Consider the following 21160-nt stretch of genomic DNA (forward strand, 5'->3'; position numbering starts at 1 on the left):
ATAGCTTGTGGCGTACGGGGACCACAGCCAGCCATCGTCAATGCTATCTGTTCGGGGATAGGCCGACCAACGCGGCGCACGGCAGTGTCAGCCGTTGAATCCGGTAATGGCGAGGCTTCTGCTGATCCCGTCCAGAGGATGTGGCACGTCCGGCGCCTGGGCTGCGGGATCCGGGAACGGCAGGGTTTCGGTCCGGCTCAGGTCCCAGGCCATGCTGGCACTCAAACTGATTCCCCGGGGACCGGTCCGCCGGGTGGTACCCCTGATCAGGAGCAGCCGGGTGCCGAACAGGAGCATCCCAGCTTTTTCCTGGGCCTCGTGGAAGAAGACAGAGTCAACACAGCCGGTGCCGTCGTCGATGCTGATGAACACCACCCGCCTGCCGCCCCGCATGGGAGGCGTCTGGGTGGCCACACGCACCCCGGCCACCAGGACCTCCGTACCGTTGCGCAGGCCCAGCAGTTTGTCTGCGGTGGTGACGCCCAGCCTGTCCAGCAGGGGCCGGTGGCTGTCCATCAGGTGGGTACTGACGTCCACCGCCATCAGGTCAAGCTCTGCCCGGACGTTTTCCACCAGGGTTGGTTCCGGCAGTCCCGGGGCGACATTCCGGAGTTCAACATCCCCAAGGGGCAGCGGTAACTGTCCCTCCAGGACCTCGACGCCTTTCCTGCTGCTGCCGGACGCCTGGAGCTTCTGCAGATGCTGCACCAGGTCTGCCCGGTTGGCAGTACCTCCCGCCTCCCGGTGCAGTGAATCGAAGGCACCCAGCTGCGCGAGCCTTTTGATGTTTGGCTTGCTGATTTTCGACCTTGCCCGGAGGTCGGCCAGCGATTCGTACGGCTGTCCGGCAACGATTCTCTTCAACTCTGTCCTGGAGAGCCCGTAAATACCGTTGAGGCTCAGCCGGATACCGAGTTTTCCGGCGTCAGGGCCGGACTGGACCCGCTCCACCCGGTACTCAGCCTTGCTGAGGTTGATATCAAGAGGAAGGATAGGGATGCCCAGCCTTCTCGCCTCGGCAACCAGCAGCCGTTTGGGGTACATGCCCGGATCGTGCTCCCACAGCCCGGCAAGGAATGCCTCGGGGTGGTGGGTTTTCAGCCAGGCTGACTGGTAGGTGGGCACAGCGAAGGCCGCACCGTGGGCTTTGCAGAAACCGAAGCTGGCAAAGGATTTAAGGGTGTCCCAAACCTTGTCAACGACGTCTGCTGAATACCCCTTCACTTTTGCCTTCCTTCGGAAATAATCTTCGACGCCGGCTTCGCCTTCTTCGCTGCTCAGGGCCCTGCGGAACTCGTCCGCTTTGGCCAAGCCGCACCCGGTCATGACGTCGAACGTCCTCAGGATCTGCTCGTGGAACACGGTCACGCCGTGTGTTTCCGCCAGCACCGGTTTCAGGTCGGGGTGGGGGTAGACCTCCGGGGCAAACCCGTGCCGGTGTTCAAGGAAGGGCCGCACCATATCCGACTTCATGGGCCCGGGCCGGAACAGCGAAATATCGATGATGAGGTCGTTGAATTCACGCGGGGCCATCTTGCCGATCAGCTCGCGCTGGCCCGGTGATTCGATCTGGAAGCAGCCTAAAGTGTGCGTGCTGCGGATCAGTTCGTAGGTGGGCTCGTCATCGAGCGGCACGGCGTTGAGGTCGATGTGGCCGTTGTCAGCAATATAGGCTGGTCCCGAACCATCCGCCCCGGCAGGGTGCCGGCCGGCAGTAACAACCTCATTCTTTGAAGGATGAATCCGGATGATTTCCCGGACCGCGAATGCCATGGCGCTTTGCATCCGCACACCCAGGACATCGAGCTTCAGCATGCCCATGGGGTCCATGTCGTGCTTGTCGAACTGGCTCATGGGCAGCCCCAGTCCGCTGGGCTGTACCGGGGTGCGGTCCAGGAGCGTGGCGTCACCGAGGATCACCCCACAGGGATGCATGGAGATGTGGCGTGGCAGCCGGTCAAGGCGTTCGGTCAGGTCCACCAGCAGATCGAGCTGCTGGTTGCCGTCGGCATCGCGCTGCTCAACCCTTCCGGCGAACTCCTTGAGTTCGGGCTTTTCCTGCAGCGCTTCACGGAACTTGCGGGCCGAGAAGCGCCACAGCTGCTTGGCGATCTCACCCACTTCGCCGTCATCCATGCCGAGTGCCATACCGGCATCGCGTACCGCTCCCCTGGCCCGGTAACCGTTCTGCATGCTCATCAACGTGACCCGCTCGGCACCGAACCGCTCGAAAATCCGCCGGTAGACGTTATGGCGCTCGGCACTTTCGACGTCGATGTCGATGTCCGGCAGGGTTGCCCGGTCCTGGGAGAGGAAACGCTCGAAGATCAGGTCATGCTGGAGGGGGTTCACGTGGCTGACATCGATGAGGTAGTTCACAAGGCTGGAAGCGCCGGATCCGCGGGCCGCAGCCCGGACACCCATGTCCTGGATCATCCTGGACACCTCTGCCACTGTCAGGAAGTAGGAGGAAAAACCGAGGTTCCGGATGATACGCAGTTCATGCTCAAGCCGTGACTCCATGGTTCTTTCCGCCGCCCCGCTGATGCCTGGAAACCGCCTGCCGATCCCTGCATTGCAACGCTCCACCAGCTCCTGGTGCGGGTCCTGGCTGATCCCCAGCACGGCTGTCTCCGGCACAACAGGCTGCTTCCACCCCATATCGGCAGCGGGATCAATCCGGCACAGGTCGGCGAGCGCCTCGGTCTGCGTCATCAGCTGCTTAAGGTCAGCGGCACCGTAACCTGCGGCAGCGATGATTTCCTTGCCGAGCAGGAGCATCTGGTCAGCAGACTTTAGCCAGCCCTGGCCGGTGGGTTGCAGCAGCGGTTCGGTGGCGAGCTCCGGAAGCGATTTCAGGGTCCTTGCCGAATCAAGAACGTCAGCTGTGGGTGCGCCGTCTGCAGCACAGTACCGGACTGCGTTTGTCAGGATCGCCGGTACGTGGTGTTCCTCGGCAAGCCGGAGCATGCGGACTGCGTGGGCAGTGCTCAATGGTGACCCCGGGGCGCTGAGCTGGGAGACAATCTCTGCCACCACCGTCCCGCCTGGCATGGCATCCAGCCATTGCTTAAAAAGGGTACGCGGGCGGAGATAGCGCCGGCCTCCCATTGCCCGGCCAACATCCGAATCAGGGCCGATCAGGACAGTCAGTACCGGCTTGAGGGTCTGGGGATCAAGCGTCCGGGAGGCAAGTTCGGCACGTGTCACGGCAACCGGCACCGCTCCCCCGGCTTTTCCCGTTGTCCGTGCGTGGGCATCGGAGATCAGGCGGCACAAGGCCCGATAGCCGGCACCGTTGTTGTGCCCGCGGGCAAGGACAACCACCCTGCCTGCCACCTGGGTACGGTGGTCGCCGTCGTCGTCAAGGACCGCAAGGTCAACTCCGACGATGGGATCCAAACCGGCAGCCATGCAGGCCTTAAGGTGCTTGATGGTTCCATACAGGCCGTCGCGGTCCGTGCAGGCAAGGGCGGTGGCGCCGTCCGCGGCGGCAGCCTGTGCCAGTTCATCCGGCCAGGAAACCCCATAGTGGGCGCTGAATGCGGTGGAGACGTGAAGGTGCGTGAAGCTCATGCTGTTCTGGGCCGGAGGGCATCATGGATCCGCACGAGCCGCCAGCGGCCACTGCGGATATGGCGGGAAAGGTCAAGGGTCAGTGGTTCACCGTGCGCCGTGCTTCCGGCGGCTCCACCCGGGGACGGCAATACCTGCACCCGCCAGATTTCATGGTCCACCACCCCGGGACCGCTCCCCAAAGGCGCCCTGCTGTCTTCCGCCCACCACTGCCGGCGCTCATACCAGCGCATTGGTTCGGCACAGACATCGTAGGACCTGCCGGCCCAAACAAGGCTTACAGGTTGGCCCTCAGGAGAGCACAGGACATCAACGGATTCGCTGAACATGCCCATGGCGCCTCCCGGAATAACCTGACCCTATTCGAATATGTGTTCGAACAGTTCAAGTCTACGCCCGGTTCAGCCCAATGCATAGAAAGGGGTCGCAGGGCTTCCCCGCCGTTACCGGACAAGGGGGTGGACGGAGCGGAAAGCAGGGAGCAGGATGGAGCCATGGAAACCCAAGACGCACTCCTCAAGCAGGCAAGCCTCAAGGCACAGGACTCCACCCTCGTGGCCACCTTCGACATCGACGGCACCATTCCAGGGTCCGGCGCATATGTCGTGGGAATGGTCGGGGCCACACCGGATTATTCGTCGCAACGGCGGCTGTGCATTGAGTTCATGAACGGGGAGGCCATTGCCTTCTACTCGTTCAACCGCGAACAGGGCATTGAGGAGAACTACGACCTGTCAGGTGTATCGCACTCCGAAAACACCATTACCGGGCAGTTTCCCAAGGCAGCCATCAACGGGCTGGGGCAGGGGCATGTCATCTCCGCCTTCAGTGAGGCGGACGGCCGGGAATTCCAGTCCGGCGTCCCGGTAGAGGAAGCCCTGTAAGGCTTCCTCTTTTTCTTGCCCTGGCGCGGGGTTCAGCTGGATTCTTTGTGGACCCGCATCTCGAGTTCAATGAAGCCCGAGATCATGGCCCGGTACGTGGATTCCACGATGTCCGGGTCAATGTCCTTCTTCTCAGCGGCCGAACGGACGTGTTCGATAATCCGTTCCACGCGGTCGGGCGCACGGACCTCCGCGTCGTCGCCCTTCAGGGTGCCGGCGATGCGAATCAGCCGTTCGCGGCGGGCGATGAGGGTGACGATCTGTTCATCCACCTCATCCACAGCAACCCGGACGGCAGCGAGCTGTTCTTTGTCGGCCAAAGCGTCCCGATCGTTTCCTTGAATAGTTGCCATCGTCTGACAGTATCGAAGCATGCAGCCAAGAGTCGACTTCATTTCACTGGGCGTCCGCAGCGTTCCAGCGTCCAGGGCGTTCTACGTGGATGGCCTGGGCTGGCCGGTCCACAAGGAGGTTGCCGGGGACGTGGTGTTCATCCAGGTCAACCATGGCCTGGTGCTTTCACTCTGGGACGCGGGGCAGATGCAGGCGGAAGCAGGCGTCAGCGCCCCCGGGCCGGTCCCCTGCATCACCCTCAGCCAAAACCTGGCGAGCGTTGAGGAGGTGGACCAGGTAATGGCGGAGGCGGCGGCCGCGGGTGCCGCCATTGTTGCCGAGCCGGTCACCCAGCCGTGGGGCGGCTATACAGGGTACTTCGCGGACCCGGACGGTTTCCGCTGGGAAGTGGCGTACAACCCCACCTGGGCTGTGGACGACGACGGTTCAGTCACCGTCTAAGTCAACGCCGCCGGGGCGGGGACTCCTAGAACAGCGCCTCCACGGGCCTGATCAGTTCCGGACCGTTGTTGCGCACGTTGCCCACTTCCTTGCCCACCGACTCCACGCGCCAGTCCGCAGCAACGTCCTTGACGCCGGACCGCACGAGGTCCACCAAGCCGGCGGCATCATCAGCTTCCGGGTCCAGCCAGGCCCGCATGGTGGCCTTGTCCATGGGCAGCGGAACCCGGTCATGCAGGGCAGTGAGCTTCCCGAACACTGTCGATTCTGATCCCGGGGGCGGTGTGTCCGTTGTCAGGATGGAGGTGGAAAGCATCCACTGCCCGGGCTCGCCGGCCGGCACGGAGGGGTCCCTCCACCATTCGTAAAGGCCGGCAAAGACCAGGCCCCCGTTTTCCCCGGGATGCACGTAGTAGGGCTGCTTGGTCTTCCCCGGGCCCTGCTTCCATTCGTAGTAACCGTCCGCCGGGACTGCACAGCGCCGCGACTGGACAGCCTTACGGAACGCCGGCTTCTCCAGCACGGATTCGCTTCTGGCATTGATCATCCGGGAACCGATGCCCGGATCCTTCGCCCAGGAAGGGACGAGCCCCCAACGGGCCACATGCAGCTGCCGGACCTGCCTGCGCTCCGGCCCGTCATCCACCAGCCGTTCCAGGACGATGGGGACGTCGTCAGTGGGCGCCACATTCCACGACGGCGGAATGCTCACCTCGTCCTCCAGCTCGGCGTCGAATTCCGCCAGGAGGTCCCCCACAGCACGTGCCATCACATAGCGTCCACACATGGCTCCAGCATGCCATCGGCGACATCTGCTGTCATCCGGGCCGTCCGGGAAGCCGCGGGCGCACGGGAATAGGGGGAGGCACGCTACCGTTGACAGGAACGGAACCCTACATCGACACAGAGGAGACCCCTGTGGATTTCACTCCCGAATCCGGCACCATCACCATGTTCTCCACCACCTGGTGCGGTTACTGCAACCGGCTGAAGAAGCAGCTGGATGCGCAGGGCATCGGCTACACGGAGATCAACATCGAGGAAGTGGATGGCACCGCCGAACTCGTGGAGCAGCTGAACGGCGGCAACCGCACCGTTCCCACCGTCCTGTTCCCGGACGGTTCGGCAGCGACCAACCCGTCAGCAGCCGAGGTGAAGGCGCGCCTGGCGGCATAAGCACGGCCGGCCGTAAACACTTTCGCGATGCGGGTCATGCCCCCAGGCTGCTGAAGGAAGCAGACTCCAGGGCGGCATGGCCCGCATACGCTTGCAGCAGCGCGTCCTCAACGGCCTGGACGGTGGCACCGGGCACCAGGTCTTCGACGGCGCCCGCAGTGGCAGGATCCCATTCAAGCCCCAGGGCGGCGTAGCTGTCCGTCAGGACTTTCCGGATCGGGGCAGAGTTTTCCACGACGATCACGGAGCTGAACAGCCAGCCGCCCGCCACGACCCGCTGGGCCGTGCCCACGAGCTTGATCCGGTGTGAGGAATCGTCCGGGTGTGTTCCGTGGACGCTGAACTCGCCCGGGCAGTACTCCCCCGGTATTTCCCCCACGGCGGCGTGGACGCCGACCACCTGCAGTGCCTGGGCGAACAACTCCCCGAAGTACCCGAAGCGGGTTTTGGAGCCGGCGATCGCATCCGCGTCCGGCTCAATGTGGTCCACCACCAGCGTCCCCTGGTGATAGGCAGCGGCGCGTCCGCCGGCCCTGCGGACCAGCGGTTCAAAGCCGTTGTCACGGCAGGCACGGGCCGCTGCTTCAAACCCCGGCAGGCGGGTGTCCCGCTGTCCGAACGCCACGGTGGGGGCGGGACGGTAGAGCCGAAGGGTGGGGCCGATCTGCCCCGACCTGGCCTGTGCCAGGAGCTCCAGCCCGAATTCCAGGTCCCGCCCCGCTCCCAGCGAAACTTCCTGCCGCACCACAGTCAGCGTGCGCGTTTCCTGAACGGGGTGGTGCATGGTGCCGGGCTCCCTTATGGTCATCTCGCAGTTCCTGGTTGAACTGCCGGCGGACAGGCCAACCCTAGGTTACGCCGTCGCCCACCCACGACGTTTAAAGGCCACGGCGTCCGCCCACAGGCCCGGCAGCAATCCGGGCAGCAATCCGGCCACCACCAAGTCCCACGGATCGGCAGCCGGTCAGGTACGGCGCAGTGTCAAAATCTGTTCGGCCCGCCCGAAGGGGCCCTGCCGGTCATGCAGGACCGTGGACGTCAGGCCGATCCCGTCCCCGCCGAAGGACACCGCGTTGTCCAGCCCCAGCCACTCCCCTTCGGGCCGCCGGTACATGTGGATCTGCAGGTCCAGGTTGGGGAAGGCGTAGCTGTCCTTGCCGGGAGGCACCCGGGCGGCGATCCCGTTGGCGGTGTCCACCAGGCCCATCAGGCGGGCCAGATCGGTACTGTCCTCCCGGTCCGTCAGCGGGTGGTCGGTGCGGAGCCACACCTTGCCGGCGCCCGGCCGGTGCCCTTCGGCAACGCGCATCTCGAGGGACCGGATGTAGCCGCCGGGCCAGACAGCCGAACCGTCGTAGGGCTTGCAGTCGTCCGGGCCCGGAATGGCCGCATCCTCGACGGCGGCGACGGCAGCAGTGTCGCTGGTGATCATCCGCCACGCGGTTGCCCGGATTGCTGTCCGGCCCGCAGCCACCAACTCTGCCTGCAGCAGTTCGATGGTCTTCCCTGGCCTCAGCGTAGAGGTCTCGATCTGGAATTCCCCGCCCGGGATCAGTCCCAGGATCTCGTAGCTGAGCCGGGCCATCCGCATGTCCGCCCGCGGCTGGTGGCGTTCAAGGGCTTCGGCCAGCAGGCCGGAGGCAGGCGCCATGTGTTGTTCGTGGGCGTTCCAGGCCCCCTGCGCATGGATGGTGGAGCGGAAGTGGCCGCCGCCCAGGACCTGGTAGTAGGCGTTGCCTTCAGCAAGCTCTTGGAACTCTTCAGTCAACGCTGGCCTTTCGCAGAGAACTTCAGTGAATTGCCACTAACTCTAACCGCTCGCGCCGGAACGGCAGCAGCGGTCCGGCGCGAAATGCTGGGCCAGCGAAATGTTTGAGACTGGATGATGCCAGCGGACTAGACTCAGGAACTGGTCCTGTCAGCGACCTCGAAAAGAGGTATTCCATGCGCGTCATCAGCTACAACCTCCGCAAACACAAAGCCAGCGGCGAGCTTCTTGCCCTGGCCAGGAACCATGACGTCGATGCCCTCTGCCTCCAGGAGGTGGATGCCACGGACCTCCCCGAAACCCTGGGGCCGCTGCATCTGGCGCATGTCACGAAGGGAAACCGCTTGGGCCTCGCCGTCTACTACCGCACCAGCCGCTTCACCGCACTGGACACCCAATCCTTCGCCCTGAAGAAGTCGATGCACGACAGGGTCCTGGCTCCGGCGCACGAACGGCTGATTGGGGTGCGCGTGATGGACAACGACACCCAGCATGAACTGGTGATCGGCTCGTTCCACGCGGCGCCGCTGACCGCCTCCAATTCGCTCCGGCGCAAGCAGATCCACGCTGCCCATGCCGAACTGCTCAGCATGGGAAAAGGCCTGATGACGCTGATGGTGGGCGATTTCAACTACCCGTTCTTCACCAAGAACCTGGACATCCACATGAAGAACTCCGGGTATGCCCTCTCCCTCAGCAACCGGCGCACCTACACCAGGTACAAGGTATTCAAGGGCCACTTCGACTTTGCCACGTCCCTGGGCCTGGACATCCAGAACGTAGAGACGCTGCCGCGCGGCAACTCGGACCACCTGCCCATCCTGGTCACGGCGGAATACGGTCCGGACTACTAGGAAGCGCCGCCGGGATACGGGCCGGCGCCAGCAAGCCGTCGCCTCAGGTCCGGCCAGGCGGCAGCGAAGCCGGGGTGCAGTTCCTTCCGCTCCACCTCGTCAAGGGGGACCCACAGCAGTTCGATGCTCTCGGGATCGCTGATCACCGGGTCGAACGGCTCCCGCACCAGCACCACCACCGTGGTGTAGGACCAGTAGCCCAGGTCCAGGAGGGAAGTGAACAGCACGTCCACACCCTCCGGCGGAACCGCCGCCTCCTCCTGGGCTTCCCGCAGCGCGCCGGCCACGGGCTCCTCGCCCTGGTGGAGCGCTCCACCCGGCAACCCCCACGTTCCGCCGTTATGGCTCCAGACCGCGCGGTGCTGCAGCAGCACCCCCCTGGGCGGATCGAACGCAAGAAGGCCGGCCGCACCGAAACGCCCCCAAAAGCGTCCGCGGTCCCCCTCCACCCAGGCGTCGCCCGGATCCCGGGGACCGGTGCGGAGGGGCGGGGTGGTGGACGCTGCGGAAGCCAGAGAATGATCCATCAGCCCAGTCTGACAGGTACATCATGCCCGGGCCCAGCACACGCCGGGCGTCAGTTGCCGTGCGGGCGTTCGACGGCGAAATCACCGCCGGGATACATGATGGTTTCGTGCCCGTCATCAAAGCGGACCAGGTAAGGCGGGGTTCCGTCCTGTCCCCGCACTTCCAGGATCACCCCGTGGCGGTCCGTGGATCCAACATGCCGGCCGTGGACGATAATGCGGTCGCCCTGCGCTGCCTCCATGGCAATCACCTCCCAGCCCCCAGATTACGACTCTCACGGGAACCGGAACAGGCCCAGCGTGGCAGGATTTCCCTATGCCGCTGAACATCGTCCTGGTTGCCGATACCCACATCCCCAAGCGGGCCAGAGACCTGCCCGCCCCGGTGTGGGCCGCCGTCGAAAGCGCAGACGTGGTCTTCCACGCCGGTGACTGGGTGCAGGCCGGGGTCCTGGACAAATTCCAGGAACGCAGCCGGTACCTGGTGGGCGTCTACGGGAACAATGACGGGCCGGACCTGCGCGCCCGCCTCCCTGAAACCGCGCACATCACCCTGGACGGCATCCGGTTTGCCATGGTCCATGAGACCGGGCAGGCCAAGGGGCGGGAGCTGCGGTGCGAGGCGCTCTATCCGGACACGGACGTCCTGGTCTTCGGGCACAGCCACATCCCCTGGGACACCACGTCCCCGGCAGGCCTGCGGCTGCTCAACCCCGGCTCGCCCACGGACCGCCGGCGCCAGCCCGCCTGCACATACATGACAGCAAAGGTCGACGGCGGCCGGCTGGCGGAGGTGCGCCTGGTGGAGGTGGCGCGGGAGTAGTTCCGGGTTGGCAGGTGGCCGCCGGTTGCCTAGGCTGGGACGGTAAGCATACTTAGCTTCTTGGAATCCACCCAGCAGGAGGACCGCCATGACAGACCAGTACACTTTCCGGAATCCGGTCACCGCCTACGAGCACATTTCCCCGCCGGAGCAGCACCAGCCCGAGCCGGGACTGGACGCGGAGCTGACGCCCAAGGCGGACCTCGGTGAGGAAACTTACCGCGGCACGGGACGGCTGGAAGGCCGGAAGGCAATCGTCACCGGTGCGGATTCGGGTATCGGTGCCGCCGCGGCCATCGCGTTCGCCAGGGAGGGGGCCGACGTCGTCATGTCGTACCTGCCGCAGGAGGAGGAGGACGCTGCCAGGATTGCGGGCATTATCGAAGCCGCGGGACGCAAAGCCGTGAAGGTTCCCGGGGACCTCAAGGACCCGTCTGTCTGCCGTGACGTGGTGGATACCGCGGTGGCCGTCCTGGGTGGTGTGGACATCCTGGTCAACAACGCCGGAAAGCAGGTGGCCCAGGAGGACCTCGCGGACATCACGGACGAGCAGTTTGACCACACGCTGAAGACCAATGTCTACGCCATGTTCTGGCTGACCAAGGCAGCCCTTCCGCACATGCCCGCGGGGTCCACCATCATCAACACCACCTCGGTGCAGGCCTACAACCCCTCCCCGACGCTGGTGGACTACGCCACCACCAAAGCCAGCATCAACAACTTCACCAAAGGCCTGGCCCAGCAGCTCGCTCCCAAGGGGATCCGTGTCAATGCCGTGGCGCCGGGACCCATCTGGACTCCGTTGCAGGTCAGCAGCGGCCAGCCCAAGGAGGAGCTGCCGGAGTTCGGGCAGTCCACTCCGCTGGGCCGCGCCGGCCAGCCCGCAGAACTCGCGCCGGCGTATGTTTTCCTGGCCTCGCCCGAGTCCAGTTTTGTGCTGGGCGAGACGCTGAACGTCAACGGCGGCAGCCCCACCCCGTAGTTCTTATGCCTGGTCCTGCCCGGCGAGCAGTTCATCGGTGGCTTCGTCGGGCTGGCCGTCGAAGAACTGTGCAAGAACGGTCTTGAACACCGTTTCGCCGGGCGCCGCGCGGAGGAACAGCGTCATGGACGACTGCAGCTTGCGGGCGTCAATGCCGCCCAGAATATCCTCGGCCGTGCGCCCGGCGTGGTTGGTCAGGGCCTGTGCGCACTCCAGCAGGCGCGGACCCAGCACGTCGTGCTCAAGGTATCCCCGGGCCTCGTCCAGTGACCTGATGGCATACTTCCGCGAGGTGGCGCTCTGCCCCAGCCCGGCGATCTGCGGAAAGACGAACCACATCCAGTGGCCGCTCTTGCTGCCCAGCTGCAATTCGGACAAGGCCTGCTCATATGTCCCGCCGCTGTCCTGTGCAGCGACGAAGCGTTCAAGGTCATAGGGATCGTTCATGGATGTCTCCTTGTCGGGGGGTGTTGGGACCGGGCGGGAAGCCGGCGCCTGGCGGCTGCCCAAGTACTGCTGCAGCCTGGCGCAGGCTGGTGTGCGGGTCCTGGGCCCACCGCGCCAGCACCACATCGGCGCGCTGCCTGTCGCGCTCCGGCAGCCCGGCAAGCAGCGGCGCCACCACATCGGCCACGAGGGGGCCTTCCAGTTCCGCTGTGGAAGCGGAGCGGAGGAACCCTTCGATCCGGGTCAGGTCCGAGTGGCGGAGCCATCCGGCCTTGGCTTGGAGCAGCACCACGGCAGCCAGCCGCCGCTCGAAGACCGGCCTTGCGCCAGGGTTGGGCCGGCCCCAGAGGACTGAGGCCAGCTGGACCGTGGCATCGTGGTCCAGGGCTTTGAATTTCCGCAGCGCATCACGGACGGTTCCCCGGACAGCGCCCACGGAGGCTCCGTAGGAGGCGAGGACCCCGCCCAGCCGGGTGGCGACGTCGTCCGCGCGGTACCAGGAGCCCTCGTTCTGCAGCGTACGGTCGATGAATTCCGCCGCCGCGGCAACGATGTCCGGCCCCGCTGTCACTGCCGGCCTGCCGCGGCGTGGTTGATGCAGAACGCGGTCCATGGCCGGGCTTCCAGCCTGCCCTCGGCAATGGCTTCGCCGCAGACGGCGCAGGTGCCATAGGTTCCGGCGTCCAGCCGGGCGAGGGCGGCCTCCACCTGGTCCAGGCCGGCGGCGCTCTGCTTCAGGAGTGCGGCCGCCTGGGACAGCTCGAAAGCGATCGTGGCGCCCTCGGGATCGTGTTCGTCATCGACGTTTGAATTGAGCCGTGCCGAACTGGCCGAGGCGATGTCCGCGCGAAGGTCCGGAAGCAGTGCAGCCTTCCGCTTCCGCTCCTCCTCGAGCAGCACCCGGAACCGCTCAAAATCTGGCATGGAGAAAGCCTAGCGCGCCTCTCAGTACCAGTTCCTGGCTACGGAGTGGTCCCACGCCGCGCAGGGTGTACGGTAGCGGTCCCGGATATACCCGAGCCCCCACTCAATCTGCGTACGGTAGCTGGTAAGCCAGTCGCTGCCGGCGCTTCCCAGCTTGCCGGGCGGCAGGGCCTGCGGAATCCCATAGGCCCCGGAGTAGGGGTTGGTGGCGGTGGTCAGCCAGTTGGATTCCTTGGTCCAGAGTTGGGCGAGGCACAGGAACTGGTCCTGGCCCCAGCCGTAGGCTGCAAGGCGGCCGGAGGCGTAGCTCTTGGCCGCAGCGGGATCGTTGACTGCGCCGCCTGGAACGGAGGGCACGACGACGGCGGGCGGGCCGGGGATTGCAGGCGCCGGGGCAACGGGGGCGGGGTTCGCCGGGGCCGGGTTCACGGGAGCAGGATTTACCGGGGCCGGATTTAGCGGCGCGGGATTCGCTGGCACCGGCGCTGCCGGGACCGGGTTTGCCGGAGCGGGAGGTCTTTGAGCACCGGCAAGGGCAGCATCTGCAGCTGCCTGCCGGCGGGCCTGCTCCTCGGCAGCCGCTCGCTTGGCAGCCTGCGCCGCCTCATAGGCTGCAAGCGCCGCCTGGCCTTGCCGGTATTCGCCCTCGAGCGCCGCCGTCGTGCCCTTGAGGGACGCCAGCTGCGCGGTCAACTCTCCGCTGCGCCGCTGCTCTTCGGCGACCTGCCGGGCCACCGCGTCCTGGGCGGAACGGGCAGTGTCCAGCTTGGCCTTCGCCTCCCCGGACAGGCGTTCGCGCTCCGCCCTGGCGGTCTTTTCCTGCTCCGCCAGCGCAGCGGTGGCTTTGCCGGCGGCCTCCGCCCGGCTGACCAAATCCGCGGTCTTGGCTCCCACCACCTCAACGACGTTGAGCCCGTGGATGCTGTTGTTCTCCAAAGCTTCCAGTGCCACAAAGAATCCCATGGTGGTTCCGCCGGTCTTGTACGATCTGGCGGCCAGCGCACCAACGGCCTGTTGATGCCGCTGCAACTCCGCGTCCGCCTGGGCAGCCTGGCCTGCAAGGGCATCCACCCTGGCCGTTGCGGACTGCAGGGCGGCATCCGCCAGTGCATAGTCGGCTGCGGATGCCACGGCGGCCGTCCCGAGCGCTTCGGACTCGGACCGCAGGCCTTGAAGCAGGCCTGTGATGTTCTCGATCTCGGCCGCCTTCCCGGCTTCAGACTGCTGCGCCTTCTGAACGTCTTCCCACGATGGGTACCCGCCCGGCGGAGTCTCATCCGCGGCCGCCGGAGGCAGGGCAGCGGGGCCGGCCAGGGCAAGTGCCAGCAGCCCTCCCAGCAGCGGGGGCTTGAACATGCTTCCGATCAGGCGCATAGCTCCGAAGCTTAGCGGGTTTCAACACTAGGTTGAGGGTTGGGCGACCTCCCGCCGCTACCTTAATAAGTTTGTGACATAAATAACAGGCGACGCCAGCCGCAAAATATCACGCGAGGTCAGAAAGGTGTGCTAGTACCTCCAGACGTTTGCTTAATTTGATAGAAGCGCCTCGTATGTTACCCAAACGTGACAATTGCTCCGGGGCCGGGTTATGGTCTTCAGGTGTCCCTCCCAATCGGGACATTCCCATCAGTATGCCGAGCCCTGCCACTGACCCGGGATTCAATCGCTTTCCAGCTGGCAGGGACGGGGGAACCAAGTTTCCACGGCCGTTACGGCCTTGGGGTTAAGTCGATAGCGCCTCCGTCCATTGTGGGCGGTTGCCTTCGGCCGGGTATCTCCAACCCGAACCCGACAGCTCACCCCGCAGGCATGGGAGAGGCGATCACACGTGTCAAAAAATTTCCCTACCGCCCGTCACCGCGCAACTCCGGCCCGCTCAATCGCGCTCCAGGGCTTGGCTGCTTCCGCAAAGTCCCAGGCACGGACGCTCAGCCGTCCGATGCTCGCAGTTGCCGCTGCGTCCGGCATTGCGTTCGGTGTTGGAGCTCCCGCCCATGCAGGCGTGACCGGCCCGGATACCACCGAAACCGCTAGCGTCCAGGCGTCCAGCGCTCCGGCAGCCGCAGTGGCTGCCCCCGCTGCCGCAGCCCCTGCCGCCGGCAACGTCTACACCGTGGTTTCCGGAGACACCCTGGGCGCCATCTCGGCCGCTCACGGCGTCAGCCTGAACGATGTGCTGGCCGCCAACGGCCTGGACATCTCCACCATCATCTACCCCGGTGACCAGATCACCATTCCGGGCGCCGGCTACGTGGCACCTGCCGCTGCTCCTGCCCAGGCCGCACCTGCCCTGGCGAACACCGGCTCCACCATGAACTATGCCTCCGCGGCCGTTGCCCCGGCTCCGGCCCCGGCCCCCGCACCTGCCGCGACCGGCACCGGCACGGGTGCAGCCATCCTGGCTTCCGCCTACGGCCAGTTGGGCGTGCAGCAGGACTGCACCGCCATGGTGGAGAAGGCCCTCCGCTCCGTCGGCAAGTCCGTCGGTGACCTGGCTCCCGGCCAGTTCTACCAGTACGGCACCACCGTGGGCACCCCCGCCCCCGGCGACCTGGTGATCACTGCAGGCCACGTGGGCGTGTACGCCGGCGACGGCCAGGTTGTCAGCGGCGGCGTGGACGGCTACAAGACCGAAGTCCACTCCATCAGCTGGCTCGGCGGAGCTTCCTTCGTCCGGGTAGCGTAGTTACCCCGCGCAACTGAAGCAGCCGCACCAAGAGCTGCGCACATAAGGGCGGCAGCCGGGAAGACCCCGGCTGCCGCCCTTGCCGTGTTAACGTGTTGCCACCGGGACCCCCCGCCACTTTGCGGCGCAGCCTGTCACGTGCCGCAGAACGTCATGTACTTGCCGAAATCTTCCGGCGCGCCTTCGGCGTAGCGTTCCAGCCCGGGTCGCTCTTCGTAAGGGGAGCCCACTGCTTCAAGGAGCCTGGTAAGCGGCTCCAGGTCGCCGCCGGTGGCCGCAGCGAGCGCCTCTTCCACCAGATGGTTGCGCGGAATGTACACGGGATTCACCCGGTCCATCCGGTCCGCATCCGGCTTCATGGACCGCCAGCGCCCGGCCCAGGCGTCGAATGCTGCCAGGTCCATGACCATGCCCCGGACAGGCCTTTCATTTCCGCGCGCTGCTTCGCCCAGGTTGCGGAAGAACCGCGTGTAGTCCACCGGGCCGTCCTTCAGGATCGCAACCACCCCGTCCACCAGTTCGGATGCCGCTTCGGCCTCAGGGCTTCCGGCGGGGCTGGCGGGCAGGCCCAGCTTGGTCCTCATCCCGTCGAACCAAGCATCGCTGTACTGCCTGCGGAATTCGCCCAGCGCCTCCACGGCGGGAGCGACGGCCTGCTCCTGGTCCTCGTTGATCAGCGGAAGGATCGACTCGGCGAGGCGCGCCAGGTTCCATTCGGCAATAACAGGCTGGTTGGCGTAGGCGTACCGCCCGCCCACATCGATGGAACTGTAGACGGCGGCGGGATTGAAGTCGTCCATGAACGCACAGGGCCCATAGTCGATGGTCTCGCCGGAAATGGTCATGTTGTCCGTGTTCATCACGCCGTGGACGAATCCCACCAGCATCCATTGCGCCACCAGCGCGGCCTGGGCCGACACCACCGCCCGGAAAAGCGCAAGGTACGGATTCTCAGCTTCCGCGGCGGCGGGGTAATGCCGGCTGATGGCGTGGTCCGCCAGGCGGCGCAGCAGCTCCAGGTTGTCCGTGGCCCGCGCATACTGGAAACTCCCCACCCGCAGGTGGCTGCTGGCCACCCGAGCCAGGACTGCCCCGGGCAGCATCTCGTCCCGGCGCACCAGGCGTCCGGTGCCGACGACGGCGAGAGACCTGGTGGTGGGAATCCCCAGCGCGTGCATTGCCTCACTGACGAGGTATTCCCGGAGCATGGGCCCGACGACGGCACGCCCGTCACCTGCCCGCGCAAATGGTGTGCGGCCCGAGCCTTTGAGGTGGATATCGCGCAGGCGGCCGTTGGCGTCCAGGATCTCGCCAAGCAGGAGGGCCCGCCCGTCCCCCAAGAGGGGTGAGTATCCGCCGAACTGGTGCCCGGCGTAGGCCTGGGCCACCGGCGCTGCCCCCTCCGGCACGTGGTTGCCCAGCAGCAACCGCACCCCCTCCGCGCTGCGCAGGTAGCGGGCATCAAGCCCGAGCTCTTCCGCGAGGGCGTCGTTGAAGACCAGGAGCCGGGGCTCCGGAGCTTCCTCCGCCTGCCAGGGAACAGCCATGTCTGCCAGTTCGCTGGCGAAACGGCTTTCGAGGATGACCGTTGATTCTGCAGCGGTAGTCATGGGTTAACCCTATCCCCGCGGTTGGTCCGTCGGTTGATCAGCCAGGTGACAAGCCACAGGATCACGCCGATTGCCATCAGCCCGCCGGCTATCTCGTACTGGATCACGTTGCGTCCCACCCATGGGCCGGCAAGGAAAGCACACAGGATGGCTGCCACCAGGGGCAGTGGGCCGGGCGAGGTGAAAAAGACCTTACGGTTCGGATCCCGCTTCCGGCGCAGCACCAGGCATGCCACGTTCACCACGGTGAAGACGCACAGCAGCAGGAATGCCGTTGTGCCGGAAAGGTTGGCGACGATGTTGCTTTCCGGATCGCTGGCCACATAGAGGATGAGCCCCAGCGCCAGGACCGTGGAGAAGGCGATGCCCGCCCACGGGGTGCGGCGGACCGGCAGGACCTTGCCCAGGGGGCGCGGCAGGACCTGCTGGCGGGCCATGCCGTAGATCAGCCGGCTGGCCATGAGCATGTTGATCAACGCAGTATTGGCCACGGCGAAGACGGCCAGGAACGGGAAGACCCTGTCGATGGGAAAGTCCGGCGAACCCTTATGCACCACTTCGAGCAGTGCCGCGCCTTCGGCTTCGCGGATTCCCTCCAGTTCTGTGGGTGTGAGCACGCTGACCACGGACACTGCAACCAGCATGTAAAGGAGCACGGCGATGCCGAGACCGGTCAGCATGGTCCGGGGGAAGATCTTCTCGGGATTGCGCGTTTCCTCCACCATGTTCACCGAGTCCTCAAAGCCCACCATGGCGAAGAAGGCGATGGAGGTGGCGGCGGTGACGGCGAGGAACAGGCCCTTGTCCTGGTAGTCGCTGAAGACGAAGATCTCGCCGGGGTTGCCTGTGCCCTGGGCCATGACGAAGAACCCGACGCCGATCACGATGCACAGCGCCACCATTTCCACCACGGTGAGCACCACGTTGAACTTGACGCTCTCCCCCACACCCCGCAGGTTGATGGCGGCCAGCAGGAGCATGAATGCCAGGGCGACGGCGGTGATCACGCCCTGGCCGGGATCACCCATGACCCCGTTGACCTCCAGCCCGCCGAAGAAATTCTGTGCCAGGACATTGGCCGAGGTTGAGGCGCTGGTGATGCCCGAGCAGACCACCGCGAATGCCACCAGGAACGTGACGAAGTGGATGCCGAACGCCTTGTGCGTGTACAAGGCGGCGCCTGCCGCCTGGGGATACTGGGTGACCAGCTCCAGGTAGGAAAAGGCCGTCAGCGTCGCCACCACGAAGGCCAGGAGGAACGGCAGCCAGACAATCCCGCCCACCGTCCCGGCCATGGTGCCCGTCACGGCGTAGACGCCGGCGCCAAGGATGTCCCCCACGATGAAGAGCAGGAGGAGCTTGGGGCCAAGGACCCGTTTCAGCTCGGGCTCCCTGCCCTGCGGAGTAACGCCCTGGACTTCCTCGGATGTGGCGCTCATTGTCGGCCTCCTTGCCGGATCAGGTGGTGGGACTGGAAGATGCGTGCCAGGTCGACACGGGGCTGCGCCGCTGCGGAAAGGGAATCCGCTGCAGGTCCGCGGCGGCCGTGACGGCAGACGTGCCCGCGCGTGCGGATGCCTGCGCGGCAAGCACTGTGGCGTCGTCGCCGTAGCGGGACGAGAAATGCGTCAGTACCAGAGTGCGGACACCGGCGCGCGACGCCAGCTCCCCTGCCTGCCCGGCGGTGAGGTGGCGGTATTGCTGCGCCAGGCCGGCGTCGTCATCGCTGAAGGTTGACTCGGCAACCAGGAGGTCGGCGCCGTCGGCCAGTTCCTCAGCACCTTCGCAGGGCGCGGTGTCCATGACGAAGGCGAAGCGCTGGCCGGGCCGATGGATGCTGACGGCCTCGAGACTGACGCCGTTGAGGGTTCCTTCACGCTGGAGGCGCCCGACGTCGGGGCCCGCGATGCCCGCTGCCGCCAGGCGGTCTGGCAGCAGGGTCCTGCCGTCCGGTTCCACCAGCCTGTAGCCGTAGGTATCGATGCGGTGCTTCACCGGCCGGATCTCCAGTCCGTCAGCGATGATCCCCGCTCCCCCATGGGGGTGCAGGCGCAGGTCGATGCCGGGCGAACTCACGGAGACCAGGGCACGGACCACGTCCTCGCCGGCACGCGGATAGTGAAGGTGAACGGGGTGCCCCAAACCGTCGAGGGCCATCCTGGACAGTACGCCGGGAAGACCGTAGCAGTGGTCGCCATGGACGTGAGTGAGGCAGATCCTGGTGATCTGGGTAGCCGGGACACCCGCGTGGATCATTTGCCGCTGCGTTCCTTCGCCCGGATCGAAGAGCAGCCCCTCGCCGTCCCAGCGCAGCAAGTATCCATTGTGGTTCCTGGCGCGGGTGGGGACCTGGGATGCGGTGCCGAGGATGACGAGTTCACGCATGTCTGAAAGGACCAAAAAGCAGGTTCCGGACGTATCCGGGACCTGCTTCCTGGTTTGGTGGTTTTAGTGCCGCCTGAGCATTCCCATAATCTTGTGGGCCATGCCGCCGGTCCTGCCGCCCGTTGCATGGGGCGTCCGCCTGGCGGCATTCATCCCGGTACCGCGGGCTGTTCCACTGGTTCCGGTCCTGCCTGAGAATCGTCCAGCGGCATTCCTGATCATGCTTCCCAAGTTCATGTGAAACTCCCTTAGTCCTGATCTACCAACTGATATTCATCAGCCTACTTATTAGTCTAGTCGTGATTCCGTTTTCGGCTAGGGTCCAAGGCCCATCCTAGATGTCAGCGCTCCAGGTCCTCGGGGTCGAATTCGCTGAGCGGCGACCCACCGAAGTTCTCGGTGTCGTCACTTGCTTCAGCTTCGAGGCCCGTCGGGTTCTCACCGAAGTCCACGTCCGCCACGGCTTCACCGAGGGTGGGCGCATCCGGCGGCACCTGCTCATCCCCAGCGTTGTACCTGGCTTCCGCCGTCTCGTCGCGCAGCGTCTGATCACTCAGGAAATCCTCCTCTTCACCCGAAACAGCCTCTCCCTGGAGAAGCGGATCCTCCTGCCAGCGGTCCGGGTTGTCCTCCGCCGCGCCGGGGTAGCTGTCCGGACCCTTGACGGGATCCAGTTCCAGGGACGCGGCGGCGCCGGGAGTCTCATCAAGGAGCACATCGTTCTCCTCAACCACCTCAAGGTTGTCATCGGGGAGGTTCTGTTCAGTCATGGTGATGCCTTTCTCTTGAACTCCGGCGAACAATAGTAAGCATACTGACGAAAAGGCCGGGATGTGAACCACGCACTGCCCGCTCCCACCACTTGTGCTGCCGGCCTATGCTTTCGGAGCTGCAGGTTCCGCCTGACCGTCGTCCACCGCCATGGGCGTCAGCACAGCCACCTGGTAGCCGCCGGCCCCCTCCACGAGCTGGTAGCAGAACCGCTCACGGGCCCTGCCGCCGGAGAACCATGTGACATCGGCCCAGACACTCCCTGGCGCCTGGGCCAACACTGCCACATGCTTCTCGATGTGGTTGACGCCTTCGTACTGCGGCCAGGCAGAGGCAAAAAACTGCTCAGTCTGGCGGGCGTCGGTCACGGCGAGCAGCTGGCCGGGAAAGACGATGAGCGAGGGAACGGCGTAAAGCCGGGACATCGCGGTTTCGTCACGGGCCAACAGTGAGGCGGCATACCGGTCGAAGAAAGCTTCAACTTCCGGCTGTGGAGCCGTCATGATGCTCCTCCTGCTGGATCAGTGCAGCAGCCAGGATCCGTCCGAGGGCGGTTCCGGCTTCCTGCGCAATTTGCGGAACAGGACAAGGAAAGGCCACGCCAGCAGCTGCAGCAGCCCTGCGACCAACAGCAGGCCTACCACCAGGACGAGGACCGGCGAGTACAGCAGGAATACGCCGATTGCGGCAGCGATATAGCCGCCCACAAGCGCCATAACTGTCCCAGGGTCCATGGGGACTCCTCTTGAGTTGTCGAAAAATTGAGGGAGCCGCGAGCCGTTTGGACGGGAAAACGCCAGACGGGAAGGGCGCACTTGATTCCGGGGCAGGAATGCCGGTCCCGGGCACTTAAAGCGCCCTGAGCGTAAACGTGGATCCGAGAGGTGGTGCGGGTTCGAGCGCCTGCCAGGCATCCCTCCGAGGGGCTGGGGTAATTCACCCAATGCATCCG

At 65.4% G+C, this 21160-nt stretch carries 25 protein-coding genes and 1 riboswitch; of the genes, 7 read left to right on the forward strand and 18 right to left on the reverse strand.

Annotation, left to right across the window (positions count from 1 at the left end; translation table 11 throughout):
- Nucleotides 1–87 precede the first annotated feature (87 nt).
- Nucleotides 88–3576 (reverse strand): DNA polymerase III subunit alpha, encoded by a 3489-nt coding sequence (locus AC5RT3_RS16495; RefSeq protein ID WP_494053144.1) that lies wholly within the window; start codon nucleotides 3574–3576, stop codon nucleotides 88–90.
- Nucleotides 3573–3911 carry a DUF6504 family protein gene (locus tag AC5RT3_RS16500; protein ID WP_494053143.1) on the reverse strand — a complete coding sequence of 113 codons (339 nt, stop codon included), beginning with the start codon at nucleotides 3909–3911 and terminating at the stop codon, nucleotides 3573–3575. The genes AC5RT3_RS16495 and AC5RT3_RS16500 overlap by 4 nt, the downstream gene beginning before the upstream one ends.
- 159 nt (nucleotides 3912–4070) lie before the next feature.
- Here AC5RT3_RS16500 and AC5RT3_RS16505 point away from each other — a divergent pair, with 159 nt between their 5' ends.
- Nucleotides 4071–4460, forward strand: coding sequence for a hypothetical protein (locus tag AC5RT3_RS16505; RefSeq protein WP_494053142.1), 390 nt, complete (start codon nucleotides 4071–4073; stop codon nucleotides 4458–4460).
- 32 nt (nucleotides 4461–4492) lie between these two features.
- Here AC5RT3_RS16505 and AC5RT3_RS16510 read toward each other — a convergent pair whose 3' ends face one another.
- Nucleotides 4493–4813 (reverse strand): chorismate mutase, encoded by a 321-nt coding sequence (locus tag AC5RT3_RS16510; protein WP_494009292.1) that lies wholly within the window; start codon nucleotides 4811–4813, stop codon nucleotides 4493–4495.
- Between the two features lie 19 nt (nucleotides 4814–4832).
- Between AC5RT3_RS16510 and AC5RT3_RS16515 the strand changes: the two genes are divergently transcribed.
- A complete protein-coding gene (locus tag AC5RT3_RS16515) occupies nucleotides 4833–5255 on the forward strand; it encodes a VOC family protein (RefSeq protein ID WP_494053141.1) in 423 nt (140 codons plus the stop codon).
- 25 nt (nucleotides 5256–5280) lie between these two features.
- Here the strand turns inward: AC5RT3_RS16515 and AC5RT3_RS16520 are convergent, their stop codons facing one another.
- Complete coding sequence (locus AC5RT3_RS16520; RefSeq protein ID WP_494124676.1) at nucleotides 5281–6042, reverse strand: SOS response-associated peptidase; 762 nt, start codon at nucleotides 6040–6042, stop codon at nucleotides 5281–5283.
- A 131-nt stretch (nucleotides 6043–6173) separates the two neighbouring features.
- Between AC5RT3_RS16520 and AC5RT3_RS16525 the strand changes: the two genes are divergently transcribed.
- Nucleotides 6174–6431 (forward strand): mycoredoxin, encoded by a 258-nt coding sequence (locus AC5RT3_RS16525; protein WP_009357459.1) that lies wholly within the window; start codon nucleotides 6174–6176, stop codon nucleotides 6429–6431.
- Between the two features lie 34 nt (nucleotides 6432–6465).
- Here the strand turns inward: AC5RT3_RS16525 and AC5RT3_RS16530 are convergent, their stop codons facing one another.
- Both AC5RT3_RS16530 and AC5RT3_RS16535 read right to left on the reverse strand, forming a co-directional pair.
- Nucleotides 6466–7239 carry a lipoate--protein ligase family protein gene (locus AC5RT3_RS16530; RefSeq protein WP_494124677.1) on the reverse strand — a complete coding sequence of 258 codons (774 nt, stop codon included), beginning with the start codon at nucleotides 7237–7239 and terminating at the stop codon, nucleotides 6466–6468.
- 156 nt (nucleotides 7240–7395) lie between these two features.
- Complete coding sequence (locus tag AC5RT3_RS16535; RefSeq protein WP_494053134.1) at nucleotides 7396–8199, reverse strand: thioesterase family protein; 804 nt, start codon at nucleotides 8197–8199, stop codon at nucleotides 7396–7398.
- A gap of 176 nt (nucleotides 8200–8375) precedes the next feature.
- Between AC5RT3_RS16535 and AC5RT3_RS16540 the strand changes: the two genes are divergently transcribed.
- Complete coding sequence (locus tag AC5RT3_RS16540) at nucleotides 8376–9053, forward strand: endonuclease/exonuclease/phosphatase family protein (RefSeq protein WP_494009298.1); 678 nt, start codon at nucleotides 8376–8378, stop codon at nucleotides 9051–9053.
- Here the strand turns inward: AC5RT3_RS16540 and AC5RT3_RS16545 are convergent.
- Entirely contained in the window at nucleotides 9050–9580 is a 531-nt protein-coding gene (locus AC5RT3_RS16545) for an NUDIX domain-containing protein (RefSeq protein ID WP_494124678.1), read from the reverse strand. The genes AC5RT3_RS16540 and AC5RT3_RS16545 overlap by 4 nt on opposite strands.
- A gap of 50 nt (nucleotides 9581–9630) precedes the next feature.
- Nucleotides 9631–9822 (reverse strand): DUF1918 domain-containing protein, encoded by a 192-nt coding sequence (locus tag AC5RT3_RS16550; RefSeq protein WP_494009300.1) that lies wholly within the window; start codon nucleotides 9820–9822, stop codon nucleotides 9631–9633.
- Between the two features lie 74 nt (nucleotides 9823–9896).
- On the opposite strand from AC5RT3_RS16550, the gene AC5RT3_RS16555 reads away from it, so the two are divergent.
- Both AC5RT3_RS16555 and AC5RT3_RS16560 read left to right on the forward strand, forming a co-directional pair.
- Nucleotides 9897–10403, forward strand: coding sequence for a metallophosphoesterase family protein (locus AC5RT3_RS16555; protein WP_494053132.1), 507 nt, complete (start codon nucleotides 9897–9899; stop codon nucleotides 10401–10403).
- Between the two features lie 88 nt (nucleotides 10404–10491).
- Nucleotides 10492–11385, forward strand: coding sequence for a glucose 1-dehydrogenase (locus AC5RT3_RS16560; RefSeq protein ID WP_494053131.1), 894 nt, complete (start codon nucleotides 10492–10494; stop codon nucleotides 11383–11385).
- Between the two features lie 3 nt (nucleotides 11386–11388).
- Here the strand turns inward: AC5RT3_RS16560 and AC5RT3_RS16565 are convergent, their stop codons facing one another.
- The 4 genes from AC5RT3_RS16565 to AC5RT3_RS16580 are packed head-to-tail and all read right to left on the reverse strand — an operon-like array spanning nucleotide 11389 to nucleotide 14130.
- A complete protein-coding gene (locus tag AC5RT3_RS16565; RefSeq protein WP_494053130.1) occupies nucleotides 11389–11832 on the reverse strand; it encodes a DUF1810 domain-containing protein in 444 nt (147 codons plus the stop codon).
- The gene (locus AC5RT3_RS16570) at nucleotides 11816–12403 is read right to left on the reverse strand and encodes a DNA alkylation repair protein (protein ID WP_494053168.1); all 588 of its coding nucleotides are present in this window, start codon (nucleotides 12401–12403) and stop codon (nucleotides 11816–11818) included. The genes AC5RT3_RS16565 and AC5RT3_RS16570 overlap by 17 nt, the downstream gene beginning before the upstream one ends.
- A complete protein-coding gene (locus AC5RT3_RS16575) occupies nucleotides 12400–12756 on the reverse strand; it encodes a TraR/DksA family transcriptional regulator (protein WP_494009304.1) in 357 nt (118 codons plus the stop codon). The genes AC5RT3_RS16570 and AC5RT3_RS16575 overlap by 4 nt, the downstream gene beginning before the upstream one ends.
- Nucleotides 12757–12777: 21 nt before the next feature.
- A complete protein-coding gene (locus AC5RT3_RS16580; RefSeq protein ID WP_494124679.1) occupies nucleotides 12778–14130 on the reverse strand; it encodes an aggregation-promoting factor C-terminal-like domain-containing protein in 1353 nt (450 codons plus the stop codon).
- A 280-nt stretch (nucleotides 14131–14410) separates the two neighbouring features.
- A riboswitch (cyclic di-AMP (ydaO/yuaA leader) is annotated at nucleotides 14411–14581 on the forward strand.
- A 3-nt stretch (nucleotides 14582–14584) separates the two neighbouring features.
- Between AC5RT3_RS16580 and AC5RT3_RS16585 the strand changes: the two genes are divergently transcribed.
- Entirely contained in the window at nucleotides 14585–15442 is an 858-nt protein-coding gene (locus AC5RT3_RS16585; RefSeq protein WP_494124680.1) for a LysM peptidoglycan-binding domain-containing protein, read from the forward strand.
- A gap of 134 nt (nucleotides 15443–15576) precedes the next feature.
- Here AC5RT3_RS16585 and AC5RT3_RS16590 read toward each other — a convergent pair whose 3' ends face one another.
- The 6 genes from AC5RT3_RS16590 to AC5RT3_RS16615 form a co-directional block, all read right to left on the reverse strand.
- The gene (locus AC5RT3_RS16590) at nucleotides 15577–17052 is read right to left on the reverse strand and encodes a protein adenylyltransferase SelO (protein ID WP_494053127.1); all 1476 of its coding nucleotides are present in this window, start codon (nucleotides 17050–17052) and stop codon (nucleotides 15577–15579) included.
- Entirely contained in the window at nucleotides 17049–18491 is a 1443-nt protein-coding gene (locus AC5RT3_RS16595; RefSeq protein WP_494124681.1) for an APC family permease, read from the reverse strand. Before AC5RT3_RS16595 ends, AC5RT3_RS16590 begins: the two co-directional genes overlap by 4 nt.
- A gap of 19 nt (nucleotides 18492–18510) precedes the next feature.
- The gene (locus AC5RT3_RS16600; RefSeq protein WP_494124682.1) at nucleotides 18511–19437 is read right to left on the reverse strand and encodes a ribonuclease Z; all 927 of its coding nucleotides are present in this window, start codon (nucleotides 19435–19437) and stop codon (nucleotides 18511–18513) included.
- A gap of 341 nt (nucleotides 19438–19778) precedes the next feature.
- Nucleotides 19779–20207 carry a hypothetical protein gene (locus tag AC5RT3_RS16605; RefSeq protein ID WP_494124683.1) on the reverse strand — a complete coding sequence of 143 codons (429 nt, stop codon included), beginning with the start codon at nucleotides 20205–20207 and terminating at the stop codon, nucleotides 19779–19781.
- A 105-nt stretch (nucleotides 20208–20312) separates the two neighbouring features.
- Entirely contained in the window at nucleotides 20313–20711 is a 399-nt protein-coding gene (locus tag AC5RT3_RS16610; RefSeq protein WP_494053124.1) for a hypothetical protein, read from the reverse strand.
- An 18-nt stretch (nucleotides 20712–20729) separates the two neighbouring features.
- Nucleotides 20730–20942 (reverse strand): hypothetical protein, encoded by a 213-nt coding sequence (locus AC5RT3_RS16615; RefSeq protein ID WP_494124684.1) that lies wholly within the window; start codon nucleotides 20940–20942, stop codon nucleotides 20730–20732.
- Nucleotides 20943–21160 lie beyond the last annotated feature (218 nt).

The sequence above is a fragment of the Arthrobacter sp. Y3221159 genome (assembly GCF_059089885.1).

What these genes read in the sequence shown, in the direction of transcription:
- AC5RT3_RS16495 (WP_494053144.1), bottom strand. Translation starts at nt 3,576, where the DNA reads ATGAGCTTCACGCACCTTCACGTCTCCACCGCATTCAGCGCCCACTAT.
- AC5RT3_RS16500 (WP_494053143.1), bottom strand. Translation starts at nt 3,911, where the DNA reads ATGGGCATGTTCAGCGAATCCGTTGATGTCCTGTGCTCTCCTGAGGGC.
- AC5RT3_RS16505 (WP_494053142.1), top strand. Translation starts at nt 4,071, where the DNA reads ATGGAAACCCAAGACGCACTCCTCAAGCAGGCAAGCCTCAAGGCACAG.
- AC5RT3_RS16510 (WP_494009292.1), bottom strand. Translation starts at nt 4,813, where the DNA reads ATGGCAACTATTCAAGGAAACGATCGGGACGCTTTGGCCGACAAAGAA.
- AC5RT3_RS16515 (WP_494053141.1), top strand. Translation starts at nt 4,833, where the DNA reads ATGCAGCCAAGAGTCGACTTCATTTCACTGGGCGTCCGCAGCGTTCCA.
- AC5RT3_RS16520 (WP_494124676.1), bottom strand. Translation starts at nt 6,042, where the DNA reads ATGTGTGGACGCTATGTGATGGCACGTGCTGTGGGGGACCTCCTGGCG.
- AC5RT3_RS16530 (WP_494124677.1), bottom strand. Translation starts at nt 7,239, where the DNA reads ATGACCATAAGGGAGCCCGGCACCATGCACCACCCCGTTCAGGAAACG.
- AC5RT3_RS16540 (WP_494009298.1), top strand. Translation starts at nt 8,376, where the DNA reads ATGCGCGTCATCAGCTACAACCTCCGCAAACACAAAGCCAGCGGCGAG.
- AC5RT3_RS16545 (WP_494124678.1), bottom strand. Translation starts at nt 9,580, where the DNA reads ATGGATCATTCTCTGGCTTCCGCAGCGTCCACCACCCCGCCCCTCCGC.
- AC5RT3_RS16550 (WP_494009300.1), bottom strand. Translation starts at nt 9,822, where the DNA reads ATGGAGGCAGCGCAGGGCGACCGCATTATCGTCCACGGCCGGCATGTT.
- AC5RT3_RS16555 (WP_494053132.1), top strand. Translation starts at nt 9,897, where the DNA reads ATGCCGCTGAACATCGTCCTGGTTGCCGATACCCACATCCCCAAGCGG.
- AC5RT3_RS16560 (WP_494053131.1), top strand. Translation starts at nt 10,492, where the DNA reads ATGACAGACCAGTACACTTTCCGGAATCCGGTCACCGCCTACGAGCAC.
- AC5RT3_RS16565 (WP_494053130.1), bottom strand. Translation starts at nt 11,832, where the DNA reads ATGAACGATCCCTATGACCTTGAACGCTTCGTCGCTGCACAGGACAGC.
- AC5RT3_RS16575 (WP_494009304.1), bottom strand. Translation starts at nt 12,756, where the DNA reads ATGCCAGATTTTGAGCGGTTCCGGGTGCTGCTCGAGGAGGAGCGGAAG.
- AC5RT3_RS16580 (WP_494124679.1), bottom strand. Translation starts at nt 14,130, where the DNA reads ATGCGCCTGATCGGAAGCATGTTCAAGCCCCCGCTGCTGGGAGGGCTG.
- AC5RT3_RS16590 (WP_494053127.1), bottom strand. Translation starts at nt 17,052, where the DNA reads ATGACTACCGCTGCAGAATCAACGGTCATCCTCGAAAGCCGTTTCGCC.
- AC5RT3_RS16595 (WP_494124681.1), bottom strand. Translation starts at nt 18,491, where the DNA reads ATGAGCGCCACATCCGAGGAAGTCCAGGGCGTTACTCCGCAGGGCAGG.
- AC5RT3_RS16600 (WP_494124682.1), bottom strand. Translation starts at nt 19,437, where the DNA reads ATGCGTGAACTCGTCATCCTCGGCACCGCATCCCAGGTCCCCACCCGC.
- AC5RT3_RS16605 (WP_494124683.1), bottom strand. Translation starts at nt 20,207, where the DNA reads ATGACTGAACAGAACCTCCCCGATGACAACCTTGAGGTGGTTGAGGAG.
- AC5RT3_RS16610 (WP_494053124.1), bottom strand. Translation starts at nt 20,711, where the DNA reads ATGACGGCTCCACAGCCGGAAGTTGAAGCTTTCTTCGACCGGTATGCC.
- AC5RT3_RS16615 (WP_494124684.1), bottom strand. Translation starts at nt 20,942, where the DNA reads ATGGACCCTGGGACAGTTATGGCGCTTGTGGGCGGCTATATCGCTGCC.